The following is a 12,841-nucleotide window of genomic DNA, read 5'->3' as shown; positions in this document are numbered from 1 at the left end:
CCCGATCCCGGGGCCCCGGGCCCCCGGGCCACCTGATCCCGGGCGCACCGCCCGGTCCCGGGGCGGCCCGGTCCCGCGGCGGCCCGCTCCAGGGCGGCCACCCGGCCCCCGGGCCCCCGATTCCGGGACGCCCGGCCCTCGAGCCGCCCGCCCTGGGACCGCCCGGCCCTGGGTCCACCCGGCCCTGGGTCCACCCGCGCGAACAACCCACGTCCCTCCCTCCGCGCTCATTCACCTCTCAGCACCGACCACCAAGGAGTGCCCTCGCATGACCACCTACGCCGAGCCTGCCACCGCCGCGGCCGCCGTGTCCGCCGCCGACACCACCGCCCCCGACCTGCTGGCCCGGCTCCGTGACGCGGTCGCCGCGCATCCCGCGCGGCCCGCCGTGCACGCCGTCGACGGCGACCTCGACTTCGCCGCGCTGGACCGTCGCACCGCCGCGCTGGCCGGCGCCCTGCGAGCCGCCGGAGTGCGGCGCGGGGACCGGGTCGGGGTGCACCTCGGCCGTACCTCCGACCTGCCCGTCGCGCTGCTCGCCGTCTGGCGGGCGGGCGCGGCGTACGTGCCGCTCGATCCCGCCTATCCGGCCGAGCGGATCGGCTTCATGGCCGCCGACGCGCGGCTCGCCGCCGTGGTCAGCGCCGACGCCGCGCCGCCCGTACCGGAGGGCGTCCCGGTGATCCGGCCGGACGCGGCGGGCGCACCGGCGGCGGCCTTCACGCCGCACCCGCTCGACTCCGCGTACGTCATCTACACGTCCGGCTCCACCGGCCGCCCCAAGGGAGTCGAGGTGTCGCACGGCGCCGTCGCGGACCTCGCCGCCGCCCTGGAGGGCAGCGGGGCCTACCGGCCGGAGCCGGGCGTCGTCGCCTGGAACGCCAGCGTCTCCTTCGACGCCTCCGTCCAGCAGTGGATCCGCATCTGCCGCGGCGACACCCTCGTGGTGATCGACGACGCCCGGCGCGCCGAACCCGCCCTTCTCGTACGGCTGCTCGCCGAGAACGGCGTCACCGACCTCGACCTGACGCCCTCGCACTGGCAGCTGCTCCGGGAGCCGCTGGCCGGCGCCCGGGTGCCGCGCCTCTTCATGGGCGGCGAGCCCGTCCCCGCCCGCACCTGGCGCGAGCTGGCCGACGGCGGGATCGACGCGCTCAACCTGTACGGCCCCACGGAGTGCACCGTCGACGCGATCACCACGCCCATCTCCGGTCCCGGCCCGCACCTGGGCGAGCCGCTGCCCGGCGTCCGCGCGCACCTCCTCGACGACCGGCTCAGGCCGGTGACGGCCGCCGGTGCGGTCGGCGAGCTGTACCTGGCCGGACCCGGCCTCGCCCACGGATACCCCGGCCACGCGGGTCTGACGGCTGGCCGGTTCGTCGCGGACCCGTTCGCCCCGGAGCCCGGTGCGCGGATGTACCGCACCGGCGACCAGGCCCGCCGCTCCGCCGACGGACTGCTGGAGTACGTCGGCCGGGTGGACCGCCAGGTCAAGCTGCGCGGCTTCCGGATCGAGCTGGGCGAGGTCGAGCACGCGCTCGCCGCCCTCGGCGGCGTCACGGCCGCCGCGGTCACCGTGCACGAGGCCGCGCCCGGCGACCTGCGCCTGGCCGGCTACGTCACCGGCGCCGCGGGCGGGGAGCAGGCGGTCGCGGCCCGCCGCCCCTCCGACCTGCTGGCCGAGCTCCGCCGCACCCTGCCCGCCCACCTGGTGCCGTCCACCCTGACCGTGCTCGACGCCCTGCCGCTCACCCCGAACGGCAAGGTCGACCACCGCGCCCTGCCCGCCCCCTCCGACGCCCTCGCGGAGAACGCCGCCGCACCGGACACGCCCGGGGCGGTGGACGAGCAGGTCGCCGAGGTCTGGCGCACCGTGCTCGGCGTGCCCGCCGTCGAGCCGACCGACGACTTCCTCTCCCTCGGCGGGCACTCGCTCGCCGCCCTCCGCGTCGTCCACCTCCTGCGCCGCAAGCTCGGCGTGGAGCTCCAGCTCCGGCACCTCCTCGACGCCGTCGACCTCGCCGACTTCACCGCCGCCGTCCGCCGCGCCGCCGCGGCCGGTCCCGCCGCCGCGCGCCCCGCGCTCACCGCCCGCCGGGCGGCCGTCCGATGACCACCCTGACGACCGCGTTCGGCACGCCGGCTCCCCGGACCGCCCGCCCCCGCGTCGAGGGCGACTGGCTGCTGGTGCCCGCGCCCCAGCAGCACCGCCCCGTCCGCCTGTTCTGCTTCCCGCACGCCGGTGGCGACGCCACCGCGTACACCCCGCTGGCCCGCGCCCTCGCCCCCGCCGCCGAGGTGTGGGCGCTGCGCCCGCCGGCCAGGGGCGGCCGCAGCCGGCACCCGATGCCGCCCGACTTCGACGCCCTGGTGGCCGCCGTCACCGAGGCGCTGGCCCCGCACCTGACCGGCGGCGAGGGCGGCAGGTTCGCCTTCTACGGGCAGAGCTTCGGCGCCCTGCTCGCCTACGAGGTCGCCCGCGCCCTGCCCGCCGACCGCCGCCCCGAGCTGGTCGTCGTGGCCGGCGCGCCGAGTCCCGCCGAGTGGGAGGAACGCGAGACCGGCAGCCTGGACGCGGCCGAACTCCTCCGGCTCACCGGCCTGGACGAGCTGGTCGGCGCCGATCCCGACCTGGCCGAACTCGCCCTCGGCACCATCCGCACCGACCTCGCCGTCAGCGCCACCTACCGGCACCGCCCGCACGCGCCGCTCCGCTCCGCCCTCCACGCCCTGGCCGGCGCCGACGACCCGATGCTCGCCACCACCGGCCTCACCGGCTGGGCCGCCCACACCCAAGGCGCCTTCGGCCACCGCGTCGTACCCGGCGGGCACCTGCTCGCCACCGTCGACCGACCGGGACCGGTCGACCTCCTGACCTCACTCCTGACGCGCCGGCAGGCCTCCGCACCGGCGGCGGCCACCTCCCGCCCGGCCGCCGCGCCGCCCGCCGCCGCCCACGGCTCCGAGAACACCGCAGGCCCTGCCACCACCTCCACCCCCGCCCCGTCCGCCACCCCCGCCCCGTGCGCCACCGCCCCCAGGGAGCACTGATGCCGACCCTCACCGCCACCACCGCCGTCGACCTCACCGACCCGGCCCTGTGGGCCCGGCCCGACACCCCGGAACTCGTCGCCGAGCTGCGCCGCGAGGCACCCGTCCACCTCACCGACACCGTCGACGACGGGCCCGTCTGGTCGGTGCTCACCTACAAGGAGTCGGCGGACGTGCTCCGCAACGCCGCCGCGTTCAGCTCGGAGTCCGGCTCGCTCCTCGGCGCAGGCGAGGGCAACGTGCCCGTCGGATCGGGCCGGATGATGGCCCTCACCGACCCGCCCCGCCACCGCGAACTGCGCGCCCCCGCCAATCCGTTCTTCTCCAAGAACGGGGTGCGGGGCGCCGCCCGCTCCATCACCGAGCGGGCCGGTGAGCTCTTCGACCGGGCCGTCGAGCAGGGCGAGGCCGACCTCGTCGACGTGGTCTCCGCGCTGCCGCTCGCCGTCATGTGCGACCTGCTCGACGTGCCCGAGAAGGACCGCGACATGGTGGTACGGGTCTGCGACGTCGCCTTCCTCGGCCGCACGCCCGAGGAACGCCGGGCCGGCCACCAGCAGTTGATCCCGTACCTCCTGCACCAGGTGATGCTGCGCCGCTCCGACCCCCGCGACGACCTGATCTCCATGATGGCCACGTACAAGGTCGGCGGACGGCTCCTGCCGGTCGAGGACGTCGTGCTCAACCTGGACAACATCGTCGTGGGCGGCGTCCAGACGGTCCGCCACACCGCCGCGATGGGCCTGTACACCCTCGTCCAGCGCCCCGACCTGTGGCGGAAGCTCCAGCAGGGCGAGGTGTCCATGGACTCCGCCGTGGACGAGCTGCTGCGCTGGACCTCGGTCGGCCTGCACACCCTGCGCACCGCCACCCGCGACATCGAACTGGGCGGCCGGCGGATCCGGCGCGGCGACCGGGTCGCGGTGTGGGTGTGGTCCGCCAACCGTGACCCGGAGGCCTTCGAACGGCCCGAGGAGATCCTGCTCGACCGCTCGCCCAACAAGCACCTGGCGCTCGGCCTCGGCGCCCACTACTGCATCGGCGCCCCGCTGGCCAAGGCCGAGCTCAGCGCCCTGTACACGGCCGCCCTGGAGAAGACCGTCCGCATCGAGCCGACCGGGCCGGTCGAGCACAACCACTCGATCATCAACTTCGGTCTCGACCGCTTCCCGGTGCGCCTCGTCAGCCGATGAGCCGTCCCTCGATGAGCCGCACGCCGGGGAGCCGCCCGTCGACGTGCCGTCCCTCGATGAGCACTCCGCCGGGGAGCCCTCCGCCGGGGAGCCGCCGCTCGACGTGCCGCCCGCCCGGCCGCCCCGCGAGCGGTGCGCCGGCCACGCCGCCCGCCCCGCGGACGACCCACCCGCCGGACCCTCCGGCAGTGGGCCAACTGCCGCTCACCTGCCGGAGCTTGTGCCGCTCCCGCCGCCCCGGCACACCTACCTTCGAATCGCACCCCGGATCACCGATCACCCTACGGAGACCACCATGAGCAACCCGTTCGAGGACGACAACGCCGGCTACCTGGTCCTGGTCAACGACGAGAACCAGCACTCGCTCTGGCCGGTCTGGATCGACGTGCCCGCCGGCTGGACCACCGTCCACGGCGAGGCCCCGCGCCAGGAGTGCCTGGACTGGATCGAGGCCAACTGGACCGACATCCGCCCCGCGAGCCTGCTCGCCACCCTCGACCAGCGGTGAGCGCCGCCATGCCGACCTGGGAGCTGAACCCCGGCCGCCCGGCCCTCGCCCACGTGCCGCCCACCGCCGGCCTCGCCGAGGCCTGCGCCTGGCTGCGCGAGAACGAGACCGCGCTCACCGCCGCCCTGCACGAGCACGGCACGATCTTCCTCCGCGGCCTGCCGGTCGCGCAGCCCGCCGACGTCGCCGCCGTCCGCGACGTGCTGATACCCGAGCCCACCCCGTACCGGGAGAAGGCCACCCCGCGCAGCGACTTCGGTGACGGTGTCTTCTCGTCCACCGACCTGCCTCCCGCCCAGCCGATCCGGATGCACAACGAGAACAGCTACACGCTGACCTTCCCCGGACGGCTGCTCTTCGCCTGCCTCACCGCGCCCGAGAGCGGCGGCGCCACCCCGACCGCCGACGTCCGCAAGGTCCTCGCCGGGCTTCCCGACCACCTGGCGGCCCGCGGCCGGAGCTCCGGCTGGACGCTCACCCGCACCTACTCGGACTACGTCTCCCTCGGCTGGCGCACCGCCTTCGCCACCGAGGACCGCGCCGACGTCGAGGCGTACTGCCGGGAGAACGGCATCTCCTGGGAGTGGCAGACCGACGGCAACCTCCGCACGAGCCAGCTGCGTTCGGCCACGATCCACCACCCGCACACCGGCGAGGAGGTCTGGTTCAACCACCTGGCGTTCTGGAACGAGTGGTCGCTCGACCCGGACATCCGGGAGGCCATGGTCGACGAGTTCGGCCCGGACGGCCTGCCGTTCAACACCGGCTTCGGCGACGGCGAGCCGCTGTCCCGGGAGGACGTGGACGCCCTCAACGCGGCCTACGACGCCGCCACCGTCCGCGAGACCTGGCAGGTCGGCGACGTGATGCTGGTCGACAACGTGCTCTGCGCGCACGGCCGCGACCCGTACCGCGGCGACCGGAAGATCGCCGTCGCGATGGGCCGCCCCGTGGACCTCCTGGACTGCCGGCCCACGGTGGACCCCACCGCCGCGCGCACGGCGGGCCCGTCCACCGCGCCGACCGCAGTCCCCGCCTGAGGCGATCCGACCACCCACCACGCCGTGACGTGAGCAGAGGAAGCACCGTGATCCCGGTTTCGTACGCACAACAGCGTCTCTGGCTGATCGACCAGATCGAAGGGCCGACCGCGCTCTACAACCTGCCGTTCGCGGTCCGCCTGCGCGGCGCGCTCGACCTCGACGCGCTGCGCGCGGCCACGGCCGACGTGGTCGCCCGGCACGAGGCCCTGCGCACCGTGTTCCCGGTGGCCGACGGCGTGCCGGTGCAGCGGATCCTGCCGTCCGCGGAGGCGGAGATCGCCTTCACGCCGGTCCGCTGCACGGCCGGCGACTACCCGGACCTGCGGGACCGGGCCGCCGCCCGCACCTTCGACCTGGCCACCGAACTGCCCATCCGGGTCACGGTCTTCTCGCTCACACCGGCCGCCACGGCCACCGCCACACCCGCCGTCGCCACCGCCGGCGGACCCTGCCCGCACCCGACCGAGCCCGCCGAGCCCGCGGAGCACGTGCTGCTCGTCGTGCTCCACCACATCGCCGGTGACGGCTGGTCGCTCGGCCCCCTGCTGCGCGACCTCGCCACCGCCTACTCCGCCCGCCTCGGCGGCCGCGCCCCCGACTGGGAGCCGCTGCCGGTGCAGTACGCCGACTACGCGCTCTGGCAGCGTGACCTCCTCGGCGACGAGACCGACCCCGACAGTCTGATGAGCCGTCAGCTCGACTACTGGAGGGGAGCCCTGTCCGGCCTGCCGGAGGAGCTGGAGCTGCCCGTCGACCGGCCCCGGCCGCCCGCGCCGACCGGCGCCGCGGACGCCGTGCCGTTCCACTACGGCCCCGAGCTGCACGCCGCCCTCACCGAGCTCGCCCGCCGGCACCGCACCACCCTGTTCTCCGTCCTCCAGGCCGGTCTGGCCGCGCTGTTCACCCGGCTCGGTGCCGGCACCGACATCCCGCTCGGCACCGGCGTCGCCGGCCGCTCCGACGAGGCGCTCGACGACCTGGTCGGCTTCTTCGTCAACACCCTGGTGCTGCGCACCGACACCTCCGGCGACCCGGCCTTCGCCGAACTCCTCCGCCGCGTACGGGAGTCCCAGCTCGACGCCTTCGCCCACCAGGACGTGCCGTTCGAGCGGCTCGTCGAGGAGGTCAACCCGGTCCGGGCCCTCGGCCGCCACCCGCTGTTCCAGACCCTGCTCGTCCTGCAGAACCACGAGGAGGGCGAACTCGGCCTGCCCGGCCTGGAGACGGAGCCCGAGCCGCTCGGCCTGCGCGTCGCCAAGTTCGACCTCAACATCGGCATCACCGAACGGCGCACCGCCGACGGCGCCCCGGCCGGCCTCAGCGGCTCCGTCGAGTACGCTGCCGACCTCTACGACCGCGCCACCGTCACCACCCTCTTCGAGCGCCTCGGCCGGCTCCTCGCCGCCGCGGCCGCCGACCCCGAGGCGCCCATCGGCACCCTCGACGTCCTCGCGCCCGAGGAGCACGACCGACTCCGCGAGGACTGGAACGCCACCGCCGCGCCCGTCCCGCACGGCTCGCTGCCCGAGCTGTTCGCCGCCCAGGCCGCCCGCACCCCGGCCGCCACGGCCCTCGCCCACGACGGCGGCACCGTCACCTACGCCGAGCTGGACGCCCGCGCCAACCGGCTCGCCCACCACCTGATCGCCTCCGGCGTCGGCCCGGAGTCCCCGGTCGCGCTCCTGATGGAACGCTCCGTCGACCTGGTCGTCGCCACCCTGGCCGTCCTCAAGGCCGGCGGCTGCTACGTCCCGATGCACGCGAGCCTGCCCCCGGAGCGGATGGCCGCACTGCTCGCCGACACCGCCGCCCCCGTCCTGCTCACCGACCGCGCCGACCCCGGCTTCCCGCACACCGCCACCGTGGTCCGGCCCGGCGACGAGACGGCCGCGCCCGACCACGACCCGGGCATCGACGTCCACCCGGACCGGCTCGCCTACGTGATGTTCACCTCCGGCTCCACCGGCACGCCCAAGGGCGTCGCCGTCCGCCACCGCGACGTCGTCGACCTCGCCGCCGACCGCCGCTGGCAGGACGGCCGGCACCGCCGGATCCTGCTGCACTCCCCGCACGCCTTCGACGCCGCCACCTACGAACTGTGGACCCCGCTGCTGTCCGGCGGCACCGTCGTCGTCGCCCCGCCCGGCAGCCCGGACGCCGCCGCCCTGCACGCCGTCGTCACCCGGCACCAGGTCACCGCCGTCTTCCTCACCAAGGCCCTCTTCGACCTGGTCGCCGAGCAGGCCCCCGAGACCTTCCGCGCCCTGCGCACCGTCTGCACCGGCGGCGAGGCGGCCTCCGGCACCCTGATGCGGCGGGTCCTCGACCACTGCCCCGACCTGCTCCTCGCCCACGTCTACGGGCCCACCGAGGCCACCACCTTCGCCACCCACCACCGGCTGACGCCCGCCGACCTGACCGGCCCGCGGCCGCCGATCGGCGCCCCGCTCGACAACATGCGCGCCCACGTCCTCGACGCCCGGCTCCGGCCCGTACCGCCCGGCGTCCCCGGCGAGCTGTACGTGGCGGGAGCCGGCCTGGCCCGCGGCTACTGGAACCGGCCCGCGCTCACCGCCGAACGCTTCGTCGCGGACCCCTCGGCGCCGGGGGAGCGGATGTACCGCACGGGCGACCTGGTGCGCCGCCGGACCGACGGGGCGATCGAGTTCCTCGGCAGGATCGACGGCCAGGTCAAGCTGCGCGGCTTCCGGATCGAACCCGGCGAGATCGAGGCCGTCCTCTCCCGCCACCCGGCCGTCCGCCAGGTCATCGTCGTCCCGCGCGAGGACCGCCCCGGCGACATCCGCCTCGTCGGCTACTGCGCCGTCCCCGAGTCCGCGTCCGACGCGAACACCGAACTCGACGCCGAGCTCAAGGCGTTCGCCGCCGCGACACTCCCCGGCTACATGGTCCCCTCGGCCGTCGTCGTCCTGCCCGCCCTGCCGCTCAACGCCAACGGCAAGGTCGACCGGCGCGCCCTGCCCGCCCCCGAACTCGCCGCCGACACCGCGGGCCGCGCCCCGCGCGACGAACGCGAGCACACCCTGTGCGCACTCTTCGGCGAGATCCTCGGCATCGACGACATCACCATCGACGACGACTTCTTCGAACTCGGCGGCCACTCCCTCCTCGCCACCCGCCTCATCGGCCGGGCGCGCGCCGAACTCGGCGCCGAACTCGCCATCGGCGACCTCTTCCAGGCCCCGACCGTCGCCGCCCTCGCCGCCCGGCTCGCCACCGAACCGGCCCGCCCCGCCCTGCGCCCGGAACCCCGGCCCGAGCGGCTTCCGGTCTCCTTCGCCCAGCGCCGGCTGTGGTTCCTCGGCCAGGCCGAGGGCCCCGCCACCACCTACAACGTCACCCTCGCCCTCCGGCTCACCGGCCCGGTCGACCCGGCCGCCCTGGAGAACGCGCTGCACGACGTCGTCGGCCGCCACGAAGCGCTCCGCACCGTCTTCGGAGCCCACGACGGCATCCCGTACCAGCGCGTCCTGCCCGCCGCCCCCGGCCCGCTGCTCACCGTCACCGACCGCCCGCTGCCGGAGCTCGTCGGCCACACCTTCGACCTCGCCGCCGACATCCCGCTGCACGCCTATCTGCGGCACGAGGCGCCGGCATCGGCCGACGCACCCGGCGAGCACGTCCTCCTGCTGGTCATGCACCACATCGCCAGCGACGGCTGGTCGCTGCGCCCGCTCTTCCGCGACCTCGCCGAGGCCTACACCGCCCGTCTCGGTGGCGAGGCGCCGGCCTGGGAGCCGCTGCCCGTCCAGTACGCCGACTACACCCTCTGGCAGTACCGGACGCTCGGCGACGACACCGACCCCGCATCTCCGCTCTCCCGCCAACTCGCCTACTGGCGCGAGGCCCTGTCCGGCCTCCCGGACGAGCTGCCGCTGCCGCTCGACCGGCCGCGCCCGGCGGTCGCGAGCCACCGCGGCGACGTCGTACCACTGGAGCTCGACCCCGAACTGCACGCACGGCTCGCCGGACTGGCCGCCGCGCACGGAGTCACCCTCTTCATGGTGCTCCAGGCCGCCTACGCCACCCTCCTGCACCGCTTCGGCGCCGGCGACGACCTGCCCGTCGGCACCCCGCTGGCCGGCCGCCTGGACCCCGCCCTCGACGAGCTCGTCGGCTTCTTCGCCGGCACCCTGGTGCTGCGCACCGACCTCGGCGGCCGGCCCACCTTCGCCGAACTGCTCACCCGGGTGAGGGAGTCCGCCCTCGCCGCCTACGCGCACCAGGACGTGCCGTTCGAGCGTCTCGTCGAGGAACTCAACCCGGTCCGCACCCTGGCAAGGCACCCGCTGTTCCAGGTCATGATCGCGTTCGACAACACCGCGGGCGGCGGCCCCGAGTTCCCCGGCACGCGCACCTCCTACGAGCCGCTCGGCCTGCCCAGCACCGCCTTCGACCTGACCCTCAACCTCTCCGAGCGCCACCACCCGGACGGCAGCCCGGCCGGGCTGGAGGGCGGCCTCGAGTTCGCCACCGACCTGTTCGACCGCACCACCGCCGAACGGCTCGCCGAAGCCCTGACCCGCCTCCTCGCCCAGGCCGCCGACGACCCGCACCGTCCCGTCGCCGAACTCGACGTCCTCGGCGACACCGGCCGCGCCGAGCTCGCCGCCTGGCACGACACCACCCGGCCCGGCACCGGCACCCTCGTCCCGGACGCCTTCGCCGCCCAGGCGGCCGCGACCCCGGACGACACCGCCCTGGTCTTCGGGGACACCCGGCTGACCTATGCCGAGCTCGACGCCCGCGCCAACCGTCTGGCCCACGGTCTGACCGCCTCCGGTGTCGGTCCGGAGGACGTGGTGGCGCTCGCCGTGCCCCGTTCGGCGGAGTCCGTGGTCGCGTTGCTCGCCGTGCTCAAGGCGGGTGCGGCGTTCCTTCCGCTGGACGCCGAGTACCCGCGGGAGCGGATCGCCCACATGCTGGCCGACGCCCGCCCGGCGGCCGTGCTCACCACCGCCGGCTGGCCGCTGCCCGACGTCCTCGACGGCCTCACCGTCCTCGACGCCGCCGAGGACGACCCGGCCCGGCCCGCCACCGCCCCGCCCGTCCGCCTCACGGCGTCCCACGCCGCGTACGTCATCTACACCTCCGGCTCCACCGGCCTGCCCAAGGGCGTGGTGGTCCGCCACGGCGGCCTCGCCAACCTGCTCGCCTTCCACCGCGACGTCACCATCGCCGCCGCTCAGGAGTCCCACCCCGGCCGCAGGTTCCGGTTCGCCGCCATCGCCTCGCTGTCCTTCGACACCGCCCTCGAAGCACTGCTGTGGATGGTCGCGGGACACGAACTCCACCTGCTCGACGACGACGTGCGCCGCGACGCCGCCGCGATCGTCCGCCACGCCGAGACCACCGGCACCGACGTCGTCGACGCCACCCCCGGCCAGGCCCAGCGCCTCGTCGAGGAAGGCCTGCTCGACCGCTGTCCGCCCGCCCTCCTCATGGTCGGCGGCGAGGCCCTCGGCCAGAGCCTGTGGACCACCCTCGCCGCCGCCCCCGGCACCGTCGTGCTCAACATGTACGGCCCCACCGAGTGCACCGTCGACGCCGTCCACCACCGCCTCGACGCCGACCCGCGCCCCCTGATCGGCCGCCCGCTGCCCAACCTCCGCGCCCACGTCCTGGACGCCGGACTGCGACCCGTGCCGCCCGGCGTCCCCGGCGAGCTGTACCTGAGCGGCGACGGTCTGGCCCGCGGCTACCTCGGCCGCCCCGCGCTGACCGCCGAACGCTTCGTCGCCGACCCGTTCGCGCCGGGGGAGCGGATGTACCGCACCGGCGACCTCGTCCGGCGCCGCCCCGACGGACGCATCGAGTACCTCGGCCGCACCGACCACCAGGTCAAGGTGCGCGGCTTCCGGATCGAACCCGGCGAGATCGAGACCGTCCTCACCGCCCACCCCGACGTCCTCCAGGCCGCGGTGCTGCCCTACACCGACGGCGCGGACAGCGCGGCCGGCACCCGCCTCGCCGCCCACGTCGTCACGCGCACCCCGCTCGACCCGGCCGCGCTGCGCGCCCACGCGGCCGCCGCACTGCCCGACCACATGGTCCCGGCGGCCTTCGTGACGCTCGACGCGCTGCCGCTCACCGTCAACGGCAAGCTCGACCGCTCCGCCCTGCCCGCCCCCGACTTCGCGGTGACCGCCGGCGGCCGGACCGCCCGTACGGCCTCCGAGGAGATCCTCTGCGGCCTGTTCGCCGAGGTGCTCGGCCTGACCGGCCAGGTCTCGGCCGACGACGACTTCTTCGCCCTCGGCGGGCACTCGCTGCTCGCCACCAGGCTGCTCAGCCGGGTACGTGCGGCGCTCGGCGCCGAGCTCGGCATCCGCGACGTGTTCGAGGCGCCGACGGTGGCCGGTCTCGCCCAGCGCCTGGACGGCGGCGGCACCCGGCTCGCGCTCACCGCCGGCGACCGCCCCGAACGGCTCCCGCTCTCCTCCGCCCAGCGGCGCCTCTGGCTGATCGACCGCATGGAAGGACCCGGCGCCCTCTACAACATGCCGCTCGCGCTGCGTCTCACCGGCCCGCTCGACCCGGCCGCCCTGGAGCTCGCCCTCGGCGACCTGGTCGCCCGCCACGAGATCCTGCGCACCGTCGTCGCCGAGCACGACGGCGAACCCCGGCAGCTGATCCTCGCCCCTGCCGACGCCCCGCTCCCCGTGCACCCGGTCGACTGCGCCCCCGAGTCGGTGGACGCCGCCATCGACCAAGCCGCCCGCCGCCCCTTCGACCTCGCCGCCGAGCCTCCCGTACGGGTCACCCTGCTCGAAGTCGCCCCCGAGGAGCACGTCCTGGTCGTCGCCCTGCACCACATCGCCGGCGACGGCTGGTCGATGGGCCCGCTGCTGCGGGACCTGGCCACCGCCTACGGAGCCCGCCGCGACGGCCGGACGCCCGACTGGCAGCCGCTGCCGGTGCAGTACGCCGACTACGCGCTCTGGCAGCGCGAACTCCTCGGCGACGAGGCCGACCCCGACAGCCTCGCCGCACGCCAGCTCGCCTACTGGCGCGAGACCCTGGCC

7 protein-coding genes are annotated in these 12,841 nt (G+C 75.7%); 6 read left to right on the top strand and 1 reads right to left on the bottom strand.

Annotation, left to right across the window (positions count from 1 at the left end):
• Positions 1-268: 268 nt before the first annotated feature.
• The 3 genes from ESG85_RS32935 to ESG85_RS32925 are packed head-to-tail and all read left to right on the top strand — an operon-like array spanning position 269 to position 4,244.
• Positions 269-2,113: a non-ribosomal peptide synthetase gene (locus tag ESG85_RS32935; RefSeq protein WP_128984838.1), complete on the top strand. Its 1,845-nt coding sequence runs from the start codon at positions 269-271 to the stop codon at positions 2,111-2,113.
• The gene (locus ESG85_RS32930) at positions 2,110-3,051 is read left to right on the top strand and encodes a thioesterase II family protein (protein ID WP_246095504.1); all 942 of its coding nucleotides are present in this window, start codon (positions 2,110-2,112) and stop codon (positions 3,049-3,051) included. The genes ESG85_RS32935 and ESG85_RS32930 overlap by 4 nt, the downstream gene beginning before the upstream one ends.
• A complete protein-coding gene (locus ESG85_RS32925) occupies positions 3,051-4,244 on the top strand; it encodes a cytochrome P450 (RefSeq protein ID WP_128984837.1) in 1,194 nt (397 codons plus the stop codon). The genes ESG85_RS32930 and ESG85_RS32925 overlap by 1 nt, the downstream gene beginning before the upstream one ends.
• Here the strand turns inward: ESG85_RS32925 and ESG85_RS32920 are convergent.
• Positions 4,234-4,452, bottom strand: a complete 219-nt coding sequence (locus ESG85_RS32920) for a hypothetical protein (protein ID WP_128984836.1) — start codon at positions 4,450-4,452, stop codon at positions 4,234-4,236. The two genes, ESG85_RS32925 and ESG85_RS32920, sit on opposite strands and share 11 nt — an antisense overlap.
• An 87-nt stretch (positions 4,453-4,539) precedes the next feature.
• On the opposite strand from ESG85_RS32920, the gene ESG85_RS32915 reads away from it, so the two are divergent.
• The 3 genes from ESG85_RS32915 to ESG85_RS36460 all read left to right on the top strand — a co-directional run.
• Positions 4,540-4,752 carry an MbtH family protein gene (locus ESG85_RS32915; RefSeq protein WP_128984835.1) on the top strand — a complete coding sequence of 71 codons (213 nt, stop codon included), beginning with the start codon at positions 4,540-4,542 and terminating at the stop codon, positions 4,750-4,752.
• Positions 4,753-4,760: 8 nt separating this feature from the next.
• Positions 4,761-5,792, top strand: coding sequence for a TauD/TfdA family dioxygenase (locus ESG85_RS32910; protein WP_128984872.1), 1,032 nt, complete (start codon positions 4,761-4,763; stop codon positions 5,790-5,792).
• 47 nt (positions 5,793-5,839) lie between these two features.
• The coding region (locus tag ESG85_RS36460) for a non-ribosomal peptide synthetase (protein WP_246095503.1) at positions 5,840-12,841 on the top strand (7,002 nt) is incomplete at its 3' end.

Source organism: Streptomyces roseicoloratus (assembly GCF_004117935.1).
Classification (GTDB): Bacteria; Actinomycetota; Actinomycetes; order Streptomycetales; family Streptomycetaceae; genus Streptomyces; species Streptomyces roseicoloratus.
Note: the sequence above shows the minus strand (reverse complement) of the source record. Positions and strands in the feature narration are given on the sequence as shown.